Here is a 24,113-nt window from a genome sequence, read left to right on the forward strand (position 1 = left end):
TTTTCTTGTTGATTTACGGCCAAATCCCTGGTCTGTCAATGCCCTCTGTCTCTGGCAGGTCAAAGAGTAGATTCATATTCTGAATCGCTTGACCAGCAGCACCTTTTACGAGGTTATCTATGGCTGTCGTAACAATAAGGCGCTTTGTTCTTTCATCAATGGTTAGACCGATAAAGACATAATTGGAACCGTAGCACCATTTCGTCTCTGGCCACTGATTCTCTTCTGTAATATGAATAAAGGGTTCTCCCCCATAAAAGTCTTTATAAATTTGCCGCACTTCAGTGGCTGTAATAGAAAGATTCTCTTGCAAGTCACAATAAATCGTAGCTAAGATGCCTCGTGTCATCGGCATAAGGTGTGGCGTAAAAGAAAGAGTTATGTCTTCTGGTGCAAGACCGAGCAAGGCGGCTGCTTCTTGTTCTATTTCCGGTGTATGGCGATGGGTTGCCACACCGTAGGCTTTCACGTTCTCGTTCACTTCTCCGTACAAAGAGCCTAACTTCGCACTTCGACCAGCACCGGAAATGCCTGATTTGGCATCTATAATAATTTTTTGAGGATTGACGAGTTTATTTTTCAAAAGCGGTGCCAGCCCCAGAATTGAAGCCGTGGGATAGCAACCTGGATTGGCTACGATGACGCTTTTTCGAATCTTATCTCGATTGAGCTCCGGTAAACCATAAACAGCTTGTCCTAATAGTTCTGGTGCCTCGTGCTTTGTCTTATACCAGCTTTCATAGGTCTGAACTTGTCGAAACCGGAAATCGGCGCCTAGATCGATAACTTTTTTGCCCTGGCGATAGGCTTCCTGCGCCCAGGGAACAGATAAACCATGAGGTAGCGCAAGAAAAACGGCATCTACATCCGCCATGAGAGCTTCTACATTTTGCGCCTGACAAGTCAGACCGACGTGGTCTGTTAAGCTAGGATATACTTTTTCATAGGGCTGATCGACATAACTTTGTGATGTTAGGGCTACAATTTCTACTTCTCGATGATGACTGAGAAGGCGCACCAGCTCAGCACCTGTATAGCCTGTTGATCCTACAATTGCAACTCGAATCATCGATTGTCGCCTCCTCATTTTTTAGCGTGCACAAAATACATTGGGTATAATTATACAGCCCTAAGAATATTCATTCAAGATTTTTCATGAAAAGATAGATAGAAGATTAAAGAAAGATTCCCTTGATGATCTTTTCTGCAATCTTGTCCCATACTCTTTCGCAAGCTCTTACATAATGTCGAAATAAGCAGAAATAATAAACTCGAGTAAAAAACGATGGAGGTGAAACAATCGCCCTTACGCTTCCCGAAGCATTGAAAAATCCAATAAAAGGAAGGGTTTTTGTAAATGCCAGAGTTGACGATTTTACATTGGATCTATCTACTCGTTGTACTTTGGGTTATCGGTTCCATGATCCTGCGTCGTGATGTTGTGCTTCCTTGTATCGTCGGTATCTTTCTCATTGGTTGGGTTTTTGCAGAGTTTCAGTTAGTGGGCGCAGCCCAGACTGTCTTCCGAGCCCTAGAAACAGCTGGTACAGAGCTTTTTGACATCATGCTCGTAATCGCGCTCATGGTCTCTATGTTGAAGGCCCTTCAAAGTATCGGCTCCGATGTTCTAATGGTCGCTCCTGCGAAGCGGTTTATGAAAAAACCAACTGTTGCCTTCATAACACTAGCTAGCGTTATGTACATTGCTGCAACTTTCTTCTGGCCGACACCTGCCGTTGCGCTTGTAGGTACCATCTTGATTCCTGTTGCCATCAGCGCTGGACTAGCGCCCATGGCAGCTGCAATGGCTTTGAACTTAGCAGGTCATGGTATGGCTCTTTCTGGTGACGTTGTCTTACAAGGTGCACCAGCCATTACGGCAAGAGCAGCTGACGTAGACGTAGCCCAAATATTTACGATTGCTTGGTTCTTTGCTCTTATTACTGGTTTGATCGCTCTTACAGTTGCTTACTTCACACTTCGCAGACGCAATGAGTTGGAAGCGAGTCCCGATGAAGCGAAGAAAAACGAGTTGCTAAAAGCAGCAGCAGAAGCACCAAAACCAACAGGCGTATCAAAGTTTTTTGCTGCCGCCGTTCCAGCTATTTTCTTTTTGATCATCATCGTGATGATTCGTTCAAACTTAAACCCCGATATTCCTGATATCAAGGGTGGAGGCGCCACCTCATTGTTAGGTGGTACAGCTGCTTTCTTCCTTCTCGCAGCTAGCTTAGGTGGTCACGGCAGTGCGGCACTTGAAAAAGTCGTCGGGTTCTTGCGGGAAGGGTTCCTCTTTTCGATCAAAATCTTTGCCGCTGTTATTCCGATTGCTGGCTTCTTCTTCTTAGGTGCACCAGGTCTTGCACCTGCTATTTTAGGAGAAGGTGCTCCCGGTTTTATGTTTGACCTTGGTACGGCTCTAGCCAACGTCTTGCCCCTGGGTACAATACCACTTGCTTTTGGTATAGTTCTTATTGGCATTATGACAGGCTTAGATGGATCTGGTTTCTCAGGCTTACCTCTTGTCGGTTCTCTCGCTAACGCCTTAGGCGGTCCTGCTGGCGTCGATGTAGCTACGCTCGCTGCTTTGGGACAAGTTGCTGCCATCTGGACTGGTGGTGGTACCTTAACGGCTTGGGCCTTCGGTGTTGTCGCTGATGCAGGGATTGCGGGTGTCAGTCCCATCGAGTTGGTGAGGCGAAACTTTGCTTGTGTTGGTGCCGGTCTTTTTGTAACCACCATTGTGGCTATATTAATTATGTAAGGAGGGGCCATTACCCTCCTTTTTTCTCAATTATATAGGTAGAAAAAGTCGAAAAAAGCGTGATTGCTTATCACGCTTTTTTTCTTATTTACGATGATTCTTCCATTTTGTAAATCTTCCAGTCACCGTTTTGTTTTCGTAAATAGTAGTAAACTTCTTCCGTAATGGTACCACTTTCTTCAAATCCTGGCCCTTGTAGCGTTATACCATAGCTATAGCTGTATAGTACTTTTGCTGTCAGAGTGCTTTGTTCAAGTACTTTTGCTTCTTGCTTAATAGGGTCAATCAAGAACCTTGCCTGGGTAGATTCTGCCTGTTTCTTAAGCTCTTGTCCTTGAAAGAGTGTGGTCTGACGAGCAAGACCTACAGTATGCCTTACTGACTGAAGCAAAGAATAGTCTTGACGGTTTATTTCTTCAATTCCAGCATTTTCAAAAGCAAAAACAACATCGAGTAGCTCCTTTTGATCGGATAAGAAATGAGGGCTTTCTAGGTTATCAAGGGTTTTAATGAGTACAGTTGCTGCTTCTGCTCGTGTTGCTTGTTGCTGGGGATAAAATAGACCGTCCTGATAACCACTTACAAGGCCCGCTTGTACAGCATGGACAATCGGCTCTTCCATCCACGATCCTACAGGAACATCGGGAAAAGATCGTCTCTGCCCTGATAGAACGAGGCTTTCACCAGCTGCTCGACGTACCATTGTTACCATTTCAGCTCGGCTTACAGGTCTGTGTGGAGAAAAGTTGCCTCTTTCATCACCTTGTACAATGCCTGCTGCTTTCGCTGCACCTGCAACAGCGTAAAACCAATCGCTAGATTGAACATCAGGAAAAGTTACGGCAGAGTTTCCTATAGGTAGGTCAAAGGTTTTAACAACAAGAGTTAAAAACTCAGCTCTCGTAATGAGTCCATTCGGTCGAAAAGTACCGTCCGGATAGCCTTGTGTAATGTCCATATCCACAAATTCTTGAATCGTGTTCTCTGCCCAGTGACCCTTATGATCAGAGAATCCAACACTGCTTTGTGCCATAGCTTGTCCCGGAAGGAAGAAAAAAAGGCAGAGGACAAGCCATAACCAGGTTTTACTTTTTGCCATTTTGACACCCCTCGACCTAATATACTAATATCCTACCAGAATCAACGCTACCAAATCTATAGGGAATCCTTTACTTTTTCTCTACTATTATGGTCTTTCCATGAAAAAAGTCTTTTTCTCTGGCGCTGCCTTTCCTTCTAGAAAACGAAGAATACCTGCCGTAATTCCTAAGGCTATCTGTTTTTGATGATTTTCTGTTCCTAGAAGCGCTTCTTCTGCAGGATTGGATAAAAATCCAATCTCTGTCATTACAGCTGGACAGTGGGATGTTCGTAACACAAAGTAATCTTCTGCTTTGGCTTGCCGTTTGTCTTTGTTTCCAATTCTTCGTGTTAATTCATTCTGGATATGTAGGGCCAATCTTCTGCCCTCTTCTGATCCAGGTTGGTAAAAAGTTTGATGGCCTGACCATCTTGGTGAAGGAAAGCTGTTGCAGTGAATTGATATATAAGCGTCTGCATTGGCCGCTCTTGCTTTTTCTACGCGCTTCGTCAATTCTGCTCTTTGACTCCATCGTCCTGTAACAAGATTGTTATCGTCTTCTCGTGTCATGACAACGGTAACACCGTATTCTTCTAGATATTGTGCCACTCTTTTTGCAACTTGTAAGTTAATATCTTTTTCTAAAGTACCTTGCTTGCCTTTTGCCCCACCGTCTTGCCCACCGTGACCTGCATCAAGGACCACTACTTTTCCTTTAACAGCTTCACTGATTGCTTCTATAGCTTGTTCATTGCCACGATGGTACCACTGATAAGAACCAAAAAAGATGGCAAAAACAATAAAAGTGGTCACTGCTATCATAAGAAGCCTTTTAACTCGCCCAATGATCAATATAACAGACATGCGCACGCCTCCCCTCTCCCAAAAATTTATGCGCCGGGGAAAAGCGGCAAAACAAAAAAGCGCCGAACTTTTACAGTTCGACGCTTTTTCGCTGTAGCCACTGGCTACATCATATCCATACCGCCCATGCCACCCATGCCTGGAGGCATTGCAGGAGCATCTTTCTTCTCAGGCTTATCAGCAACAATGGCTTCTGTTGTCAATAGCATAGAAGCAATTGAAGCTGCGTTTTGTAGAGCAGAGCGAGTTACTTTGGCTGGGTCAACGATACCAGCAGCAAACATATCTTCATAGGTTTCTGTAGCAGCGTTGAAACCTTGGCCTGCACTCAAGTTCTTCACTTTTTCAACAATGACAGAGCCTTCTAGACCTGCGTTGTTGGCGATTTGACGGATAGGCTCTTCGAGTGCTCTCTTAATGATAGCAACACCTGTAGCTTCGTCGCCAGCAGCAACATCAACATTTTCTAATGCTTTTTGGATGTTTAGCAGGGCTGTACCACCACCAGGTACAATGCCTTCTTCAACAGCAGCACGAGTTGCATTTAAAGCATCTTCGATGCGCAGCTTTTTCTCTTTCAGTTCTGTTTCTGTAGCAGCACCGACTTGAATGACAGCAACGCCACCAGCTAGCTTAGCCAGACGCTCTTGGAGCTTCTCTTTGTCAAACTCAGAAGTGGAATCTTCATATTGTTTGCGAATCTGGGCGATGCGTGCTTTGATGCTTTCTTGAGCACCGGCACCGTCTACAAGAATGGTCTCTTCTTTGGTGATGCGAACTTGACGAGCACGGCCTAGCATTTCAACAGTCGCATTTTCCAGCTTGAGGCCCACTTCTTCAGTGATCACTTGACCACCGGTGAGAATGGCGATATCTTCGAGCATGGCTTTACGACGGTCGCCAAAGCCAGGTGCTTTCACGCCAACGCAAGTGAAGGTGCCACGAAGTTTGTTCACAACCAGTGTAGCAAGCGCTTCGCCTTCTACATCTTCAGCGATGATCATCAGTTGCTTGCCGCTTTGAACGATACGCTCAAGAACAGGCAGGATGTCTTTGATGGCAGAGATTTTTTTATCCGTGATCAAGATGTAAGGTTCGTTGAGAACAGCTTCCATCTTGTCAGTGTCTGTTACCATGTAGGGGGAGATGTAACCGCGGTCAAAGTTCATGCCTTCTACCACTTCTAGGTCAGTGGTAAAGCCTTTGGACTCTTCTACAGTGATTACACCGTCTTTTCCTACTTTTTCCATTGCTTCTGCGATCAAGCTTCCGATGTTGGCATCAGCAGCAGAGATGGAAGCAACTTGTGCGATCGCTTCTTTGCTCTCGATGGGCTTGGCAATTTCTTTAATCTCATCAACGCAGCGCTCAACAGCTTTTTGAATTCCGCGCTTTAGAACCATGGGGTTGGCACCAGCAGCTACGTTTTTCATACCTTCACGGATGATTGCTTGGGCTAAGATTGTAGCTGTTGTTGTACCGTCACCTGCTACATCGTTCGTTTTAGTAGCAACTTCCTTGACCAATTGAGCACCCATGTTCTCAATTGGATCGTCTAGTTCAATTTCTTTCGCAATCGTAACACCATCGTTGGTGATCAAAGGAGAGCCAAATTTTTTCTCTAATACAACGTTGCGACCTTTGGGGCCGAGGGTTACACGAACTGCTTCAGCCAGTGTGTTAACGCCTCTTTCCAGACCACGACGTGCTTCTTCATTAAAAACAGTCATTTTAGCCATGAGTAATAATTACCTCCTTCTGATTTTACAGTACAGCCAGAATGTCCCGCTCGTTGAGGATTAGATACTCTGTACCTTCCAACTTTACTTCTGTACCAGAGTATTTGCTGTAAATAACACGGTCGCCTACAGCAACTTCTATGGCAGCTCTTTCACCGTTTTCAAGCAGACGACCTGCACCAACGGCAACGATTTCTCCTTGCTGAGGCTTTTCTTTGGCTGTGTCAGGCATAATGATGCCGCTTGCCGTTTTTTCTTCTGCTTCTAAAGGCTTCACGACAACACGATCAGCGAGAGGCTTGATGTTCATACGGAAAGGAACCCTCCTTACAGAATATGTTTATTATAGAGTTTGCATTTTTATTGTTAGCACTCAGGTTAGGCGAGTGCTAACACACAGTTATTATAATAGGGAGCGCTTACCAAGGATGCAAACTCCTTCTCCGCCTATATGGCGAAATTAGCTCCCGAAAATAAATATTTCCCTCTTTTTTTACCAATATACACCTCCGTGAAATTTTTTTTGAGGAAACAAGAAAAAATTGTAACAAACAGGAAGTTGTTAAATTATAGAAAAGGAAAGCGTAAACGTTTTAATTCGTTTACGCTTTCCTAATGAAAAAGTATGGGAAAAGGCGAACGGTCTTTATATCGTGAACTTCTTCGCTGCTTCTTGTAGTTCCATTGCTTGGTTGGCCGAAGCTTCCGTGGCGCCCGCTGTTTCCTCGGCTGCTGCCGATGTTTCTTCCGTTATAGCGGCTACGCTCTGGACAGCATTAGATGATTCCTCCGATAATGCTGCTTGTTCCTCGGCAGCGGCGGCAATTTCTGTGACTTCACGATTTGTCTCGGTCACTTGAGTTTGTATCTCTTCAAAAGCTTCTCCAGCTTGTTGTACTAACATTCGTCCATCACCAGCTGACTGTACTGCTTTCTCCGTAATAGACTGGATATTTTTAATTAACAAAGCAATTTCTTTGGTTGCTCCACTAGAACGTTCTGCCAATTTACGTACCTCTTCGGCTACAACAGCAAAACCTTTTCCAGCGTCACCGGCTCTTGCTGCTTCAATGGCTGCATTGAGTGCGAGAAGATTGGTCTGAGAAGCAATATCGTCAATCATTTCCACAATTTCACCAATCTTTTCTGAGTTCTCTCCTAGCTTCGTAACATGAGATGCAACCTCATCCATGCCTTCGATCGTTTTTAGAATCGTTGTACCGCCTTCTTGTGTTGTATTGCTAGCTCGCTCAGATGCTAAGGCTGCTTTTTCTGATGATTGTGCCATTTGGTTGGCTGCATTGGCCATTTCTGATAAAAGTGTTGACAAAGCCTGCACTTGATCCGCTTGTGATTGTGCCCCGGCTGCCATTTCTTCTGCAGAAGCTGAGATCTGTTGACTTGTTGCAGCCACTGTTTGAGAACCTTCTTGAACTTGTCTAACGAAATTTTGTAATTGCTCCATCATTTGATTAAATGATTGGGTTAGGCTTCCTGTCTCATCGGTAGACAAAAGGATTCCCTTGCCTGTTAAGTCACCTTTTTTTGCTTGAGCCATTAATGTCTCCAACTGTTGAATTGGTTGAACAATTATTCTGGAGATATAGAGACCTAAAAAGACACTAAAGACAATTGCAAAGATTGTAATTCCTACTATGATTAGAAAAGCTCTTTCGAAAGCCTGGGCCGATGTTACTTGAAGTTCTTCTGCTACCGATGCATTAAAAGCGGCTAATTCTTGTAGTACTACATTGGCCCGCTCAATATGTGGCGTTGCTACTTCATCATAGTAACGCTGTGCTTCCTCTTGTTGACCTCGAAGGGCCATTGTGATAATTCTTTCTTCTTCTCTTTGGTATGTAGCCAGCGCATCTTTCAATCTTGGTATGCGCTCACTTTCATAGGCCAGTAAAAAGGTTTGTTCAAAACTTCTAATGATTTGATGTATTTGCTCCTTTTCTTGCTCAATGGTTTGAACAATTGCCTGGCTTTCCATCGATCCCTGTGCATCAAAAAGCTGTTCCATCTCTAGTTCAATCGTTTTTAATGACGTAAGTGCTTCATTAAGTTCTTTAACAGGCACAAGACGATCAAAGTACATCTCTTGGGCACTGTTATTCATCTGGGTCATATAGTAATAACCAGTATAGCCTATGGCTGCTAATGAGATTGCTGCTAATAATATTAAAAACAACAATTTTTGAGCAATCCTCATATTGCGAATCCAGCGCATCGTTAGCACCCCTTTTTTTACCTTCCTATGGTTGTTTGAAAAAATAAGCATAAATCGCTATACTTTTCGATTTATGCTTATTAAAAAGCTACCAAAGAAGACTTATTTTGATTTAATTATACTTTGTATTTCGTTGCTGCTTCTTGTAATTCTGTAGCCAGATGGGACATGGACTGAATCGCTCCAGCCATTTCTTCTACTCCGGCCGACGTTTCTTCGGCAATGGCAGCTACACTCTGAACAGCTTTGGTTGCTTGATCAGAAGTTGCAGCTTGCTCTTCTGCAGCAGCAGCGATTTCATTCACCTCTCCTGCTGTTTGCCTCACTTGATCTTGAATGGTGTTAAAAGCTTCACCAGCTTTCTGTGTATATTCTCTCCCTGACTTCACAGCGTCTACTGCTTTATCCGTATCTGCTTGAATTCCTTTAATCAGTGTGGCGATTTCTTTCGTTGCCATACCAGAACGCTCTGCGAGCTTGCGTACTTCGTCAGCGACAACGGCAAAACCTTTTCCTGCATCACCAGCACGGGCTGCTTCAATGGCTGCATTCAAAGCCAGTAAGTTGGTCTGGGAGGCAATGTCATCAATCATTTCTACAATTTCTCCGATTTTTTCCGAGCTTCGTCCTAAGTTCATAACGTTATTCGACACATTATCCATTCCGGACACCGTTTTATCTATGATGGAGGCGCCTTCTACCGTTGAAGCAGTCGTGCTATCGGAAGCAAGGGCTGCTTTCTGTGCGGATTGGGCTACTTGATTGGCTGCTCCAGCCATATCGGTCATCATCGTAGAGATGCTTTGTGCTTCTTCAGCCTGTGCTTGCGATCCACTGGCCATTTGTTCTGATGATGCAGAAAGCTGTTGACTAGAAGCAGCTACGGCTTCGGCACCTTCTTGAACTTTTTTGACAAACTGTCGTAAATTGATGACCATAACATGGATAGAGCGGGATAGTGAAGATAATTCGTCATCACCTTCGGTATGTTGTGCATTTTCCGTTAGATCGCCTTTTGAAATTTTAGTTGCTATTTTTTCAAGATCTTCTAAGGGGCGTGCGATAGTACGTGAAACGTAGTACCCCAATCCAAAGGATATAAGAGCACCTGCAGCAATAATCAGTATCATTGTATTCCGAGTAGAATTGTATAGTGTATCGGTATGCGCTTTTGCTTCTCCGGCCAGGCGCACTTGTAGTAGAATTAGGTTTTCCAAGCTCTCATCCAGTGTTAAGGCTATATTACGGGCTTGACCTGCTATTTGCGTCGCCCCTTGCACGTTGCCATTTAAGCTTTCTTGTATACTTCTATCAACAATGGGCGTATATTCTCGAAGAGCTGCTTCTATGTCATTAAGCAATCTTTGCTCTTCAGCCTCTAAGTTGCTTTCTTTATAAAGCGCTAAGTTCGCCCCTAATTCTGTAAGATAATTTTGACCCCTTTGTCTCCAGATGTCTTTCTCTTCTACCGTAGTGGCTAAGTAATGATTGTAAATGGTAACTCGATAGGCTTGTAAGTTCGCTTTAACTTCTCCTAAATAACGTGTTGGGTGCAGACTTTCTTCATACATGATATCAATTTCTTCATTTAGAACTTGTAGATTATACATTCCGAAGATACCAATCGATATCAAGACAATTGTAGAAAAAAGAATTACAAGCAAGATACGGCTACCTACTTTAATTTTTAAAAATCGCTTCATGAAATCACTTCCTTTCTAATTGCTTTGGTTCTTTTGGGATATATGCTATTTGCTTTCCTGGTAAAAATAAGCGACTGCTTTTTCTTCGTTCTCTACAATAGTAATTACTTTGTGAAGCCTTATCATCTCTAATACGGTACGAACGTTATCGGAAATATTACAAAGAACTATGTCACCTTTCTTTTCTTTATATTTTTTATAGATTTGAATAAGGTATCCAATAGCCTCACTGGTAATGAAGCTAACACCAAGATTTATAATCAACCTATCATTTTCTTCCGGCAACTTTTGAAAGGCCAATTTTAATTTTTGTGCATTCGCTGCTCCAATGCTGCCATAAAAACGAAGTACCGTTATACCTTCTTTTTCTTTCATTTCGAAGTCCAGCAAAGCTGTCCTCCCCCTTTTTATTCACTACTTCTTTGTGCTAAGCAATGGGCAAATAAAGTGGATATATTGATAATTAAGGATACTCGACCATCACCCAGTATAGTTGCCCCTGCAAATAGATCCATTTTTAGCCAGGGTGCATTCACTGATTTGATAACGATTTCTCTCTGACCGAGCAATTCATCTACTTCAAGACCCAATCTTTGCTCTGCTAAACCGACCATTACGATAGACCTGTATTTTCTTTTTGGCTTATCAGCCTGTTCTTCTATCTTCAATACTTCTTTTATAGTCTTAATGGGAACAATGTTGCCACGGACGGTAAATACTTCTTTGCCACCAATAGAATCGATTTCATGATCTTTTAGCTGAAAACTTTCTAAGACATTATCAAGAGGAACGATGAATTTTTCTCCTTCTGCTGAAACAAGAAGTCCTTGAATAATAGCAAGCGTAATTGGCAATTGAATGGTAAAAGTACTGCCTTGGTCTTTTTCTGATTGCACGTCTATCATGCCATTGAGAGACATAATATTTCTCTTTACCACGTCCATCCCGACGCCTCGACCTGATACATCAGTAACTTTTTGGGCTGTGCTTAATCCTGCTGAGAAAAGGAGTTGGTAGATCTCTTGCTTAGAGAGTTCTTGTCCTTCTTCCACTAAGTTCAAGCGCTTTGCTTTCTCTAGTACTTTTGTTTCGTCGATACCATTGCCATCATCGGCTACTTTGATTAAGATCCGACTTCCTTCATGACTGGCTGATAAGATAATCGTTCCTTCTGGTGGCTTACCCTTTTTTATTCTTTCTTCTGGTGACTCAATGCCGTGATCGAGGGCATTTCGTAAAAGATGCATTAGCGGTTCGCCAATTAAGTCAACCATGGACTTATCAAGCTCTGTGTCCTGCCCTTCTACTACGAGGTTAATCTTTTTATGAACTTTTCTAGCTAAATCACGGACCAACCTGGGAAAGCGATTGAATACCGTTCCAATCGGGACCATGCGTGTTTTCATCAATCCGTCTTGTAGCTGACTGGTCAGTCTGGCTAAGTGATGCGTTTCTTCGGACATATCCGTTCCCAAGTTGCTATTACCATGTTGTTCTAGATAACTCTCATGGATGCGAGCAAAACGGGTCTGACTGATCAACAGTTCACCGATTAAATTCATCAAATGATCAAGTCTAGAAGCTTCTACTTTAATTAATTCTGTACCTTTTTCGCTGCTTTTTTCTACGGTTCTTGTAACTGCTTTTTCGGATCGTTCCACAGCCAAGGGCGCCGATATGGGCGATTCCTCAAGATTTTCTGTCTTCGTCTCGCTGTGTTCTTGATCAGACAATGCTTTCATAACAATATCTTTTATATCAGTTACGTTGATAACTCTGTAGATTTCTTCTACGGTCCCTTTCTGCCAGTCAAAGAAGACGTGAAAACTACTAATATTCTGTTCACACATTTCCAGCTCGTCCTGAGAAGGATAGCTTTCTAAAACCTCACCAAATTCACTTAAGTTATTCAGGATTAAAAAAGCTCGAACCGCCTTCATCATACAGTCACTTTGAAAGATTACTTCAATCTCTCTCGCTGTAGGCGAAAAAGCATATTTTTCCCGAATCTTATTCAGTTCTTCTTCCGAATTGCCCTTTTTTACTTCTTTTGTACCTGTCAGCCTTGGATCAACACAAGCTTCTTCCAGTTGTTTCACGAGAGCTTCTGCTTTTTCGGAATCAACTTCTTGCGATTGAAAAAGAATCGCCTGGATAAAATCAAGGGCGCCAAATATAGCATCAATGCCTCTAGCGTCAAGAGCAAGCTGACCATCACGAACTTTTCCCAATAAATCTTCAATGTTATGGGTAATGTTCGCTACAACTTGAAAGCCAACAGAAGCACTGGCTCCTTTTAACGAATGGGCTGCCCGAAACATTTGATGAATTGTCTCTTCATCAGATGTTCCTGATTCAATGGCTAGCAAATCTCTTGACATCAACTCAAGTTGTTCTTTCGCTTCAGAGTAGAATAAATCAAGATATTCATCCATAAAGCTTTTGTCCATAGCCTTTACGCCTCCTTTCAAAAAAGATGGATGCCTTCATTCATTTTTATCTACACATAAGCACTCTTTAACTCTATCGTAGAGTCTTTACTAGGATACTTAAGTATTGTTCTCCATGGAACAATCTTTTTCCTCTTCGCTTTTATATAGATTGTTTATATTTAGAGTGGTACTTTCTTCATAGTTTGTAAGATTGCTTTAATAAAAAAGAGAAACCCATAATAACCATGGGTTTCTCTTTGTTGCTGCCAGTTCCAATGTAATTCTCTTTAGCGCTTGGAGAATTGAGGAGCACGGCGAGCTGCTTTGAGTCCGTATTTTTTTCTTTCTTTCATGCGTGGATCACGCGTTAAGAATCCTGCTCTTTTGAGGGCAGGGCGCAGTCCACTGTCTGCTTTCAACAATGCTCTGGCAATGCCCAAACGAATGGCGCCCGCTTGACCTGTTGTGCCACCGCCATGGACGTTACACAGAACATCAAAGCGACCTTCTGTCTTCGTCAGATCGAGAGGTTGACTCACGATCATTTCTAAAGTCTTCTTACCGAAGTATTCTGTTAAAGAACGATTGTTTACTAGGAACTTGCCATCACCAGGTACGAGTCGAACACGAGCAACCGACTTTTTCCGGCGACCTGTTCCAAGATATTGTACTTGAGCCACTGTCTACGACCTCCCTTCCCTACTCACCGAAGTTCCAAACTTCTGGCTTTTGAGCCTCATGGGGATGCTCTCCGCCTTTATACACTTTTAACTTGCGATACATTTGTGCGCCCAGACGATTCTTTGGCAACATGCCTTTGATAGCCTTTTCCATAGCTCGTTCTGGACGATTCTGCATCAATGTACCATAGCTAACTAGCTTCATGCCGCCTGGATAGCGTGAGTGATGATAGTACATTTTCTGGCTTAACTTTTTCCCTGTTAAGACAGCTTGTTCTGCATTGATAACAATGACATGGTCACCCGTGTCAACGTGGGGTGTAAAGATAGTCTTATGCTTGCCGCGTAACAGTCGAGCGGCTTCGGATGCGACTCGTCCAAGAGGCTTTCCAGCCGCATCAATGACGTACCATTTTCGTTCAACTTCATTGGTCTTCGCCATGAAGGTGCTCATTCTATTCCCTCCTTGGGAGTCTTTGTTGTCCACCCACTGTGCCGGGTGTATCAACATAAAAACAAAATATATAAAGCTCCAGAGAACTTGGGGCTAGTAAGCGCTCTGAAAAAGCTCACCACAATATTTTATGACTATTTAAAAGGAAAGTCAAGCTCATTGTACCAAACTTTTAGTAAACATAATCCTTGTGGTGGTGCTGTTGTGCCAGCTCGACTTCGCTCTTTCCTTTGAATGATTTCTTTTATCTGAGTAGGATCTATCTTCCCTTTGCCTACATCAATCAATGTACCTGCTATGATACGGACCATATTATAGAGAAAGCCGTTACCAACGATATCAAGATGAATAAGGCCTTCTTCTGTCTTCGTAAGTTCACAGTGCCATATGGTGCGTACAAAATCCTTGACGGAAGATCCTGCTGCACAAAAAGCAGAAAAGTCATAGGTGCCCACAAAAGCCTGGGCCCCTTCGCTCATAGCTTCTAGATCTAAGGCAGGAAAGACTTGATAGCTATACTGACGATGAAAAGGCGACGGAATGGCATGATTATAGATGCTATAACGATATTGTTTACCTAGAGCTTGAAAGCGTGAATGAAAATCAGCGGAGACGGTTTCTGCTTTGAGAACAGCAATATCTTTTGGCAGCAGAGCGTTCATAGCTAGATGAAATTTCTCATCCGGTATTTTTGATGTAGTTGCAAAGTCTATAACTTGTCCCCGAGCATGGACACCAGCATCCGTACGTCCTGCACAAGTAATTTTTGTTTCTTCACCTGTTAGTGTTTTAATGGCTTGATGGAGCTCATCTTGGATGGTCGGCAAAGCAGGGTTGTCTTGTGTCTGAAAGCCATGATAATGAGTCCCGTCATAAGCTACGATAAAAGAAACTCGACGTTTGTTCATGTATGATATCTCCATCGGAGGGTCAGGATAAACGAAAGCAAAGGACTTGTAGGGTTTGACAAAAGGAAAGCCAGGAAACGGCACCCATAGAAAGGGCTCTGCTCCTGACCTGACGCTTTCGTATTGTTCTTTTTAACGATTATACCAGTTCTACGATGCACATGGGCGCTGCGTCACCACGACGATATCCAGCTTTCATCAATCGAGTATAACCGCCTTGTCGAGTTGCATACTTCGGAGCAATCTCGGTAAAAAGTTGAGTTACGACAGTCTCTTCTTCCAAATAAGCAAGAGCTTGACGTCTAGCGTGAAGGTCTCCACGTTTTCCAAGAGTAATCATTTTCTCGGCGATACGACGCAACTCTTTTCCTTTTGGCTCTGTCGTAGTGACTTTGCCGTGCTTCAGAAGAGAAGTTACAATATTGCGCAGCATGGCACGACGATGACCTGTATGACGAGAAAACTTACGATATGCCATTTAATTCCCTCCTTTGCGGCAGGGTACCATTATCAATCATCAGATTTGCGTAATGAGAGACCCAGGCTAGTCAATTTTATGTCCACTTCTTCAAGAGACTTACGACCTAAGTTCCGCACTTTGATCATGTCTTCTTCTGTTTTCATCGTCAAGTCTCGCACAGTATTAATACCTGCTCGCTTCAGACAGTTAAAAGAACGGACAGAAAGATCCAATTCTTCGATGGTCATATCAAGAATTTTATCCTGTGGACGTTCTTCTTTTTCGACCATGATGTTCCCGGTACTTTCATCATCAGGGTTTTCTGTGAGACCGACAAAAAGCTTCAGATGTTCGATCATGATTTTTGCAGATAAGCTTGTCGCTTCTTCTGGACTCAGGCTACCATTGGTCCACACTTCTAGTATCAACCGATCGTAGTCTGTAATTTGACCAACTCGTGTATCTTCCACGCGGAAATTAACTTTTCTCACAGGAGCAAAGTTCGCATCCACAGGAATGACACCGATAACATGTTCCGACTTTTTATGTTTGACAGCCGAAACATAGCCTCTACCTTTTTCCACTGTAATCTCCATAAAAAAGCGAGCTCCTTTAGAGAGCGTGGCAATCGGTAGTTCTGGGTTAAGAATTTCAACTTCAGAATTAAGTTGGATATCAGCTGCTGTAACTACGCCTTCTTCTTCTGCTTCAATGCGTAGAACTTGTGGTTCATCGCTATGCATTTTCAAAGAAAGAAGCTTTAGGTTCAAAATGATATCCGTTGTGTCCTCTACGACTCCGGGGATAGTGGAGAACTCATGAAGAACCCCATCGATCTTTACCGAAGTAACGGCAGCCCCAGGCAAGGAGGACAATAGGATTCGCCGTAGCGAATTGCCCAGGGTTACGCCGTAACCGCGCTCCAGGGGCTCCACAACAAATTTTCCGTATGTGGCATCCTCGCTGCTAGCGACACATTCTATCTTCGGCTTTTCGATTTCCAGCATCTACTGCTGAACCCTCCCTTGGCAATAAATCGGATGAACTTCGAGTTTACCGTTTACCGGGAGTACAATTCTACAATGAGGTGCTCTTGTACATTGGTGTCAATGTCTTCCCGGTTGGGCAAAGCAAGGACCCGGCCGGACAAGGTGTTGACATCAAGTTCTAACCAAGCTGGAGCTGATTTTTGCCCAAGCGCAGCTAGAATTTCTTGGAAGATAGGGCTGTCTTTGCTCTTCTCTTTAAGTTGTATAACATCTCCAACACGAAGTTGGATCGATGCGATATTGGCCTTTTTACCGTTTAAGGTAAAGTGGTTGTGTAGTACCAATTGACGAGCTTCGTTGCGAGAACGGGCAAAGCCAAGACGGTAAACGATATTATCAAAGCGACGTTCTAAAAGGCGTAACAAGTTTTCACCAGTAATACCTTTTTGACGTTCTGCTTTATCAAAGTAGTTGCTAAAGGGACGCTCTAGTACGCCGTAAATACGACGAAGCTTTTGCTTTTCGCGGAGCTGCACACCGTACTCAGAAACCTTTTTGCGACCTTGACCATGCTGGCCTGGTGCATAGGTCCGGCGATCGACGGCGCACTTACCGGTATAACAACGCTCACCTTTTAGGTATAGTTTAGTCCCTTCACGTCTACAAAGTCGACATACAGGACCGTTATAACGAGCCATTCAGCGAATGCACCTCCTGTTTTATCAGATTATACGCGACGGCGCTTAGGTGGCCGGCATCCATTGTGAGGGATTGGTGTGACATCTTTAATCATGTTCACTTCTAATCCGGCAGCTTGTAAAGAACGGATAGCCGCTTCACGTCCCGCACCAGGTCCCTTTACTAAGCATTCTACTTCACGCAAACCATGCTCCATTGCTTCTTTGGCAGCTTTTTCTGCAGCCATTTGAGCAGCAAAGGGGGTTGATTTACGAGAGCCTTTAAAGCCTAGAACGCCAGCAGAAGCCCAAGAAAGGGTTGCACCTGTTAGGTCTGTGATGGTAACAATCGTATTGTTAAAGGTTGAGCGGATGTGTGCGATACCGCGATCAACTTGTTTGCGTTCTTTACGTTTAGTGCGTGTTACACGACGTGCCATTGCTCAATATCCCCCCCTTTACTTCTTCTTCTTACCTGCTACTGTCCGAGCTGGACCTTTGCGTGTACGTGCGTTGGTCTTCGTGCGCTGTCCGCGTACAGGAAGGCCACGACGATGGCGTAGGCCGCGATAGCAACCGATTTCCATCATCCGTTTAATATTAAGTGACACTACCCGACGGAGATCGCCTTCTACAGTAAGGCTTTTGTCAATATATTCTCTGATTCGAGCCACTTCGTCATCAGTAAGATCCCTAGTTCTGGTGTCAGCGTTAACCTCTGCACCTTTTAGAATCTCAATGGCGGTCTGGCGTCCAATCCCATAAATATAAGTCAATGCGATCTCAATCCGCTTATCACGGGGTAGGTCGACACCGGCGATACGTGCCATATAGGGAAATGCACCTCCCGCTAATTAACCTTGTTTTTGCTTGTGCTTCGGATTCTCGCAAATGATCATAACTTTACCTTTTCGGCGAATGATCTTGCATTTATCACAAATGGGCTTTACTGAAGCTCTTACCTTCATGTGGAATCCCTCCTTGGGGGGACAATGATTATTCCTATTTAAATCGATAGGTAATCCGTCCACGAGTTAGATCATAGGGAGAAAGCTCTACTGTCACCCGATCCCCCGGGAGGATACGAATAAAATTCATGCGAATTTTGCCTGATACATGGGCTAGAACTTTATGCCCGTTATCAAGCTCAACTGTAAACATAGCATTTGGCAAGGGTTCAATGACTCGACCCTCTACCTCAATCACGTCCGTTTTGGACATTTGGAATTCCAGCCTCCTTAATTTGACGAACCAAGCTCAAGGGTCTCCAACATCCGTTGGACTGCACTGGCGGCCTGGGCGTTTGTAGGAGTTTTGCCCTTATGGAGCATTTCACCAATCTCTTCAGCCACAGAATCGATAAGCAGTAGGTGCTTAAGTTTCTTTTTCTTTGGATTCTCTACTTTACGGTAGAGTCCATCTGCAATTAAAACGTGCTTTTGATCAAGAGCTTTTAGCACCAAAAAGTACCGATTCCCATCTCTGCCAGATATAGAGCGGACCAATTGTCCAAGGACAACCTCAGTCGCTTCCATAGAGCTACCCTCCATTGGAGCGGGTGAGAATTTCCGGCCCCTTCTCAGTGATGGCGATGGTGTGCTCGAAATGGGCTGACGGTTTTAAGTCTTTTGTAACAACCGTCCACTGGTCTTCCTTGGTTTCTACCTCCCAGGTTCCGACATTTACCATAGGTTCGATGGCCAGTGTCATCCCTTCTTGTAGTCGGGGTCCACGACCTGCCGGTCCAAAGTTGGGGATCTGTGGTTCTTCGTGCATCTTCTTGCCAATACCATGACCAACATATTGTCTTACAACAGAAAACTGATTGTCTTCAACATGTTTTTGAATTGCATTCGAAATGTCGAACAAACGATTCCCAACTCGACTTTTTTCGATTCCTATATCCAATGCCTCGCGGGTAACATCGATGAGTTTTTGCAACTCCTCATCGATTTCACCAACTGGTAAGGTAATTGCTGCATCTCCATGGTAATCATTTACAACTGCGCCGACATCAATACTAATAATATCACCATTTTCAAGTCGGCGTATACCAGGAATGCCGTGGACGACTTGCTCATTGATGGAAGCACAAATGGTTGCAGGAAAACCTTGATACCCTTTAAAAGCTGGCTTAGCACCCTGGGATCGAATGTAGTCTTCTGCGATTTCGTCAAGCTCTGCTGTGCTGACGCCCGGTGCCACTGCCTTTTCCATCTCCCGATGAGTTTCGGCCACGATCCGCCCTGCATCTCTCATGTAGTTGAGTTCACGGGCGGTTTTAAGAATGATCATCTAGGATTCTCTCCCTAAGACTTTTACAATGTCTTGGAAAACCTCTTGCATTTCTTGCTCGCCATTAATCTTATGAAAAAGACCTTTTGCTTCGTAGTATTCAATTAGTGGAGCTGTTTGCTTGTTATAGACATCAAGACGATTTTCAGCCGTCTCTTTGGAGTCGTCACTGCGCTGATAGAGTTCACCACCACATTTGTTACAAGCACCTTCTTGAGAAGGAGGATTAAAGATTACATGGTAGGTTGCTCCACAGTTTCGACAAATCCGTCTTCCTGTTAGTCTATCAACGAGTTTATCACGGCTTACTTGAATATCAACGACTGCATCAAGTTGCATATTTAGCTCTTGCAGCGTCTTCTCTAAAGCGTCAGCTTGAGGTGTTGTACGAGGGAAGCCATCAAGCAGAAAGCCTTTCTGGCAATCCTCTTGACTGAGACGGTCACGTACAATGCCGATGGTCACTTCGTCTGGAACAAGTTGCCCAGCATCCATATAGGCTTTCGCTTGTAAACCCATTTCAGTGCCATTCTTGATAGCCGCCCTGAACATATCACCTGTTGAAATGTGAGGTATAGCAAAGTGGGAGACCAGCATCTCCGCCTGTGTTCCTTTGCCCGCTCCTGGGGGTCCCATTAGTAATGCTTTCATGGATATATCCCTCCATCACAGTTGGGCAGTCCATAAAGCGGTATTTGTTGGGACGTCATAAAATCATAGTAGTAGTGGTTCGAGGACATGCCCTTTTTTTATCGTTTTTCTAGACTTATTTCATAAAGCCCTGATAGTGGCGCATGAGTAAGTTGGATTCAATTTGCTTCATAGTGTCGAGAGCCACACCAACGACAATCAGTAGAGCTGTACCTCCAAAATAGATATTACTAATTCCTGTTGCCATAATAACAAAAACAGGCATTAGTGATATCACAGCCAAGAACATACCGCCGACAAGTGTAATTCGCGACATGACTTTGGTAATGTAGTCGGCTGTTGGTTTTCCAGGTCTTAATCCTGGAATGAAACCGCCGTACTTCTTCATGTTGTCTGCTACATCGACTGGATTGAAAGTAATTGCTGTATAGAAGTAGGTGAAAAAGATAATCAAAAAGATATAGAAAAGGCTGTGTAAAAAGGAACCAAAGTTAAAGTAGTTTGCAAACCATGCTCCCAGCACAGAATCTGGGAAAAAAGCTGCTATGGTTGTTGGGAATGCGAGAATGGAGGAGGCGAAGATGACAGGAATTACACCTGCTTGATTCACCTTGAGGGGAATATGAGTGCTTTGTCCGCCATAGACGCGACGTCCTACAACACGCTTTGCATAGTTAACAGGGATTCTTCTTTGGCCTTCATTGATGTATACAATCCCGGCAATTGCGATAACAGCGATGATAATGAAGAATGTAGCACCAAGGATATTCGCTGTACCAACTTGTATATACTCATACAATGTAACCAGACCGGATGGTAAGGCAGAAACGATACCGGCAAAGATAATCAAAGAGATACCATTGCCAATTCCTTTTTCTGTAATCCTCTCACCGATCCACATTAAGAAAGCCGTGCCTGCTGTTAAAGTTACTGCGATTAATAGATAGTTCCAAATTGTAGGGTTAATAACGGCTCCCTTCAAGCCATAGGACAAGCCTATTGCTTGAATAAAGGCCAGCACAATCGTGAAATAGCGGGTGTATTCGGTGATTTTTTTCCGACCTTCTGCTCCTTCTTTGGCTAACTGCTCCAATCTAGGAACAACAACTGTTAGAAGTTGCATAATAATCGAGGCGTTAATGTAAGGGGTAATACTCATGGCAAAAACTGAGAAGTTTCTAAAAGAACCTCCAGAAATTACATCAAAAAAGCCAAAAAGTGCACCCGTTGCTAACAGATCCTCGATTACCTGCCGATTAATGCCGGGAACAGGAATGTGGGCGCCTATACGGAAAACTAGAAACATGAGCAAGGTGAAAAGTATTTTATGACGCAATTCCGTTGCTTTCCAGGCGTTCTGCAGGGTGCCCACAACAGTGGACATGCTTACATCACCTCTACTTGGCCGCCGGCCGCTTTGACTTTTTCCGCAGCTGCTTCACTTACACCGTGAAGTTTGATCGTCAAAGCTTTGTCGATTTCACCATTAGCCAAAAGTTTGACCCCATCGTTGATTTTTTTAATAATTCTTTCCTTGATCAGCAGTTCCGGGGTTACAACGGTACCTGCCTCAAAAGGAGCTAAGTCTATAATGTTAATGACTGTATAAACTTTTTTAAAGGGGGCGTTGCTGAACCCACGTTTGGGAAGCCGTCTTTGAAGCGGTTGTTGACCTCCTTCAAAACCAGGACGTACACCACCGCCGGAGCGTGCTTTTTGCCCTTTATGGCCTCTGCCAGACGTTTTTCCTAGACCAGAACCAATTCCTTGCCTTTGCGGGTAGGCTTTTGTCTTGATCCAGGAGCCGGCTTGAGTTCATGGATTTGCAATGATTACACCTCCTTCTTGTTAGGCTTCCAACTCTTCCACGGCAACAAGGTGTGATACTGTTTTGATCATGCCGCGAATTGCTGGTGTATCGTTATGAACGACTGATTGGTTGAGTTTTTTTAGTCCTAGGGTGGCCACTGTGAGCTTTTGGTTTTTTGGGTAACCAATGGCGCTTTTCACCCAGGTAATCTTTAACTTGATGGCCATAGGTTAACCCTCCTAACCAATAATCTCTTCAAGCTTTTTGCCGCGCAGTCTAGCAACATCTTCTGCACGCTTTAGACTCTTTAAGCCTTCTATGGTAGCGCGTACCATATTGTTCGCATTGTTAGAGCCTAAAGACTTCGTTAAGATATCAGAAATTCCAGCAAGCTCTAGTACTGCACGAACAGGGCCGCCAGCAATAACTCCGGTACCTTTTGCAGCTGGTTTCAGCAATACTTTACCAGCGCCGAACCTACCGAGTGTCTCATGGGGAATAGTTGTTCCGACCATGGGCACTTGAATCAAGTTCTTTTTCGCATCTTCTACGCCTTTGCGAATGGCTTCCGGTACTTCGCCAGCTTTTCCGAGACCAAAGCCTACATGACCGTTTCCGTCACCTACAACCACCAGGGCACTGAAGGAGAAACGGCGTCCACCTTTGACAACTTTGGCGACACGGTTGATATAGACAACCTTTTCTTGTAACTCCAGACCACTCGCGTCTATTCTTGCCACTTTTTTCCCTCCTTTATGCGAGAGCTTAAAATTGAAGCCCCGCTTCCCGGGCAGCTGATGCCAAGGCAGCAACGCGGCCATGATAAATGTATCCGCCTCTATCAAATACGACTTTGTCGATGCCTTTTTCCAGCGCTTTTTTGGCAATCAGTGTACCAACTTGCTTGGCGCCTTCAATATTTCCACCAGAAGCATTCTGGTCTTTAATATCTGCATCTAGACTAGAGGCAGCAACCAAGGTCTCGCCCGTTACATCATTGATGACTTGAGCGTAAATATGATTTAAGCTGCGGAATACAGAGAGGCGAGGCCTCGCTTCCACACCTTTAAGATTTTTACGGACACGCAGATGCTTTCTTTTCCGTACTTTATTGCGGTCCTCTTTTTTGATCATTGCGGGTTCACTCCCTTCAACCTCGGTCAGGCTTACTTCTTGCCTTTCTTACCGCCAGTCTTACCAACTTTGCGACGAATCACTTCGCCTTCATACTTGATACCTTTGCCTTTGTATGGCTCAGGCTCCCGTACTTTGCGTATATTGGCAGCGAGAGCGCCCACTCTTTCTTTATCAATGCCTTTTACAGTGATTTTGGTTGGAGCAGGCACTTCAACTTCTAAGCCTTCTTCTGGCTCAAATTCAACTGGATGGCTAAATCCCACGGTAAGAACAAGTTTCTTTCCTTGCTTCGCAGCCCTGTAACCAACACCTACGAGCTCCAGGTTTTTGCTGAAGCCATTGGTCACGCCTTCTACCATGTTGGCGATCAAGGTGCGGCTCAAGCCGTGGAGGCTTCGATGGAGCTTTTGGTCACTAGGACGGGAAACATGGACCACATTGTCTTCAACGTTGACAACGATGTCGCTGTGTAATTCCCGGCTCAACCGGCCTTTCGGGCCGTTGACCGTGACCACATTCCCGTCAACGGTTACTTCCACCCCGGCTGGGATTGCCACGGGCTTCTTGCCGATCCGTGACATGGTCACACCTCCTGCTTTTCAGTTTTACATATATTCCCTTGTATTACCAGATGTAGCAAAGTACTTCTCCGCCAAGACCAGCTTGACGAGCTGCTTTGTCTGACATAAGTCCTTGGGAAGTGGAGATTACTGCAACTCCCAAACCACTTAATACTTTGGGAATCTCATCTTTTTTAGCATAAACTCGAAGACCAGGCTTTGAAATACGCTTAATGCCTGTAATAACTTTTTCACGGTTTGGTCCGAATTTCAAGTAAATTCGAAGTACACCTTGCTTATTGTCTTCGATATATTCTACATCCTTAATGAAGCCTTCATTTTTGAAAATCTCAGCAATGCCACGTTTAACTTTGGATGCTGGGATTTCTAATTTGTCATGATAGGCCATGTTGGCATTTCGGATGCGAGTCAAAAAATCCGCAATTGGATCGGTCATGACCATCCTGGGTTCTACCCCCTTCCCTGTATCTTACCAACTCGCTTTTGTTACGCCAGGGATTTCCCCTTTGTAAGCCAGTTCGCGGAAGCAGATCCGGCACATCCCAAATTTACGCATATACGCGTGTGGGCGTCCGCAAATTTTGCAACGGTTGTATTCACGGACACGAAACTTGGAAGTCCTTTGTTGTTTTACTTTCATGGACGTCTTGGCCAC

30 protein-coding genes and 1 pseudogene are annotated in these 24,113 nt (G+C 44.1%); 1 reads left to right on the forward strand and 30 read right to left on the reverse strand.

From position 1 onward, the window contains the following. Window positions 1–13: 13 nt before the first annotated feature. Entirely contained in the window at window positions 14–1,069 is a 1,056-nt protein-coding gene (gene argC, locus FTV88_RS13975; RefSeq protein WP_153726177.1) for an N-acetyl-gamma-glutamyl-phosphate reductase, read from the reverse strand. A 288-nt stretch (window positions 1,070–1,357) separates the two neighbouring features. Here argC and FTV88_RS13980 point away from each other — a divergent pair, with 288 nt between their 5' ends. Further along, window positions 1,358–2,764: a hypothetical protein gene (locus FTV88_RS13980; protein WP_153726178.1), complete on the forward strand. Its 1,407-nt coding sequence runs from the start codon at window positions 1,358–1,360 to the stop codon at window positions 2,762–2,764. Between the two features lie 88 nt (window positions 2,765–2,852). Here FTV88_RS13980 and FTV88_RS13985 read toward each other — a convergent pair whose 3' ends face one another. The 29 genes and pseudogenes from FTV88_RS13985 to FTV88_RS14125 form a co-directional block, all read right to left on the reverse strand. Further along, window positions 2,853–3,863: an S-layer homology domain-containing protein gene (locus FTV88_RS13985; RefSeq protein WP_153726179.1), complete on the reverse strand. Its 1,011-nt coding sequence runs from the start codon at window positions 3,861–3,863 to the stop codon at window positions 2,853–2,855. 87 nt (window positions 3,864–3,950) lie between these two features. Continuing rightward, window positions 3,951–4,709, reverse strand: a complete 759-nt coding sequence (locus tag FTV88_RS13990; protein WP_153726180.1) for an N-acetylmuramoyl-L-alanine amidase — start codon at window positions 4,707–4,709, stop codon at window positions 3,951–3,953. 104 nt (window positions 4,710–4,813) lie between these two features. Next, window positions 4,814–6,448, reverse strand: coding sequence for a chaperonin GroEL (gene groL / locus FTV88_RS13995; protein WP_153726181.1), 1,635 nt, complete (start codon window positions 6,446–6,448; stop codon window positions 4,814–4,816). Window positions 6,449–6,473: 25 nt separating this feature from the next. Further along, the gene (gene groES, locus FTV88_RS14000; protein ID WP_153726182.1) at window positions 6,474–6,758 is read right to left on the reverse strand and encodes a co-chaperone GroES; all 285 of its coding nucleotides are present in this window, start codon (window positions 6,756–6,758) and stop codon (window positions 6,474–6,476) included. A 336-nt stretch (window positions 6,759–7,094) separates the two neighbouring features. Further along, a complete protein-coding gene (locus FTV88_RS14005; protein ID WP_162008069.1) occupies window positions 7,095–8,681 on the reverse strand; it encodes a methyl-accepting chemotaxis protein in 1,587 nt (528 codons plus the stop codon). Between the two features lie 116 nt (window positions 8,682–8,797). Then, complete coding sequence (locus FTV88_RS14010; protein ID WP_153726184.1) at window positions 8,798–10,384, reverse strand: methyl-accepting chemotaxis protein; 1,587 nt, start codon at window positions 10,382–10,384, stop codon at window positions 8,798–8,800. Window positions 10,385–10,429: 45 nt separating this feature from the next. Further along, window positions 10,430–10,759: an STAS domain-containing protein gene (locus tag FTV88_RS14015; protein ID WP_153726185.1), complete on the reverse strand. Its 330-nt coding sequence runs from the start codon at window positions 10,757–10,759 to the stop codon at window positions 10,430–10,432. 32 nt (window positions 10,760–10,791) lie between these two features. Continuing rightward, window positions 10,792–12,834, reverse strand: a complete 2,043-nt coding sequence (locus FTV88_RS14020) for a chemotaxis protein CheA (protein ID WP_153726186.1) — start codon at window positions 12,832–12,834, stop codon at window positions 10,792–10,794. A gap of 269 nt (window positions 12,835–13,103) precedes the next feature. Next, a complete protein-coding gene (rpsI, locus tag FTV88_RS14025; protein WP_153726187.1) occupies window positions 13,104–13,496 on the reverse strand; it encodes a 30S ribosomal protein S9 in 393 nt (130 codons plus the stop codon). A 19-nt stretch (window positions 13,497–13,515) separates the two neighbouring features. Beyond that, window positions 13,516–13,950, reverse strand: a complete 435-nt coding sequence (gene rplM / locus FTV88_RS14030; protein ID WP_153726188.1) for a 50S ribosomal protein L13 — start codon at window positions 13,948–13,950, stop codon at window positions 13,516–13,518. A gap of 134 nt (window positions 13,951–14,084) precedes the next feature. Beyond that, entirely contained in the window at window positions 14,085–14,858 is a 774-nt protein-coding gene (truA, locus tag FTV88_RS14035) for a tRNA pseudouridine(38-40) synthase TruA (protein WP_153726189.1), read from the reverse strand. A 139-nt stretch (window positions 14,859–14,997) separates the two neighbouring features. Then, on the reverse strand, window positions 14,998–15,336 hold the full coding sequence (gene rplQ, locus FTV88_RS14040; protein ID WP_153726190.1) for a 50S ribosomal protein L17: 339 nt from the start codon (window positions 15,334–15,336) through the stop codon (window positions 14,998–15,000). Window positions 15,337–15,368: 32 nt separating this feature from the next. Continuing rightward, window positions 15,369–16,325, reverse strand: coding sequence for a DNA-directed RNA polymerase subunit alpha (locus FTV88_RS14045; RefSeq protein ID WP_153726191.1), 957 nt, complete (start codon window positions 16,323–16,325; stop codon window positions 15,369–15,371). A 53-nt stretch (window positions 16,326–16,378) separates the two neighbouring features. Then, on the reverse strand, window positions 16,379–17,005 hold the full coding sequence (gene rpsD, locus FTV88_RS14050) for a 30S ribosomal protein S4 (RefSeq protein ID WP_153726192.1): 627 nt from the start codon (window positions 17,003–17,005) through the stop codon (window positions 16,379–16,381). A 29-nt stretch (window positions 17,006–17,034) separates the two neighbouring features. Then, window positions 17,035–17,424: a 30S ribosomal protein S11 gene (gene rpsK, locus FTV88_RS14055; RefSeq protein WP_153726193.1), complete on the reverse strand. Its 390-nt coding sequence runs from the start codon at window positions 17,422–17,424 to the stop codon at window positions 17,035–17,037. Between the two features lie 18 nt (window positions 17,425–17,442). After that, on the reverse strand, window positions 17,443–17,814 hold the full coding sequence (gene rpsM, locus FTV88_RS14060; protein ID WP_153726194.1) for a 30S ribosomal protein S13: 372 nt from the start codon (window positions 17,812–17,814) through the stop codon (window positions 17,443–17,445). 24 nt (window positions 17,815–17,838) lie between these two features. Beyond that, window positions 17,839–17,952, reverse strand: coding sequence for a 50S ribosomal protein L36 (rpmJ, locus tag FTV88_RS14065; protein WP_153726195.1), 114 nt, complete (start codon window positions 17,950–17,952; stop codon window positions 17,839–17,841). Window positions 17,953–17,986: 34 nt separating this feature from the next. Continuing rightward, entirely contained in the window at window positions 17,987–18,205 is a 219-nt protein-coding gene (gene infA / locus FTV88_RS14070; RefSeq protein ID WP_153726196.1) for a translation initiation factor IF-1, read from the reverse strand. 17 nt (window positions 18,206–18,222) lie between these two features. Next, window positions 18,223–18,519, reverse strand: coding sequence for a KOW domain-containing RNA-binding protein (locus FTV88_RS14075; RefSeq protein ID WP_153726197.1), 297 nt, complete (start codon window positions 18,517–18,519; stop codon window positions 18,223–18,225). Window positions 18,520–18,523: 4 nt separating this feature from the next. Further along, entirely contained in the window at window positions 18,524–19,279 is a 756-nt protein-coding gene (gene map, locus FTV88_RS14080; protein WP_153726198.1) for a type I methionyl aminopeptidase, read from the reverse strand. Then, a complete protein-coding gene (locus tag FTV88_RS14085) occupies window positions 19,280–19,930 on the reverse strand; it encodes an adenylate kinase (protein WP_153726199.1) in 651 nt (216 codons plus the stop codon). 115 nt (window positions 19,931–20,045) lie between these two features. Then, window positions 20,046–21,314, reverse strand: coding sequence for a preprotein translocase subunit SecY (gene secY / locus FTV88_RS14090; protein WP_153726200.1), 1,269 nt, complete (start codon window positions 21,312–21,314; stop codon window positions 20,046–20,048). A gap of 2 nt (window positions 21,315–21,316) precedes the next feature. Beyond that, window positions 21,317–21,759: pseudogene (rplO, locus tag FTV88_RS14095) on the reverse strand (50S ribosomal protein L15). 19 nt (window positions 21,760–21,778) lie between these two features. Further along, window positions 21,779–21,967: a 50S ribosomal protein L30 gene (gene rpmD, locus FTV88_RS14100; RefSeq protein WP_153726201.1), complete on the reverse strand. Its 189-nt coding sequence runs from the start codon at window positions 21,965–21,967 to the stop codon at window positions 21,779–21,781. A 12-nt stretch (window positions 21,968–21,979) separates the two neighbouring features. After that, window positions 21,980–22,480, reverse strand: a complete 501-nt coding sequence (rpsE, locus tag FTV88_RS14105; RefSeq protein ID WP_153726202.1) for a 30S ribosomal protein S5 — start codon at window positions 22,478–22,480, stop codon at window positions 21,980–21,982. A gap of 25 nt (window positions 22,481–22,505) precedes the next feature. Next, a complete protein-coding gene (gene rplR, locus FTV88_RS14110; protein WP_153726203.1) occupies window positions 22,506–22,874 on the reverse strand; it encodes a 50S ribosomal protein L18 in 369 nt (122 codons plus the stop codon). Window positions 22,875–22,906: 32 nt separating this feature from the next. After that, window positions 22,907–23,458: a 50S ribosomal protein L6 gene (rplF, locus tag FTV88_RS14115; RefSeq protein WP_153726204.1), complete on the reverse strand. Its 552-nt coding sequence runs from the start codon at window positions 23,456–23,458 to the stop codon at window positions 22,907–22,909. Between the two features lie 43 nt (window positions 23,459–23,501). Next, a complete protein-coding gene (gene rpsH, locus FTV88_RS14120) occupies window positions 23,502–23,900 on the reverse strand; it encodes a 30S ribosomal protein S8 (RefSeq protein ID WP_153726205.1) in 399 nt (132 codons plus the stop codon). A 27-nt stretch (window positions 23,901–23,927) separates the two neighbouring features. After that, the gene (locus tag FTV88_RS14125) at window positions 23,928–24,113 is read right to left on the reverse strand and encodes a type Z 30S ribosomal protein S14 (protein WP_153726206.1); all 186 of its coding nucleotides are present in this window, start codon (window positions 24,111–24,113) and stop codon (window positions 23,928–23,930) included.

The sequence above is a fragment of the Heliorestis convoluta genome (genome assembly GCF_009649955.1).
GTDB lineage: Bacteria > Bacillota > Desulfitobacteriia > Heliobacteriales > Heliobacteriaceae > Heliorestis > Heliorestis convoluta.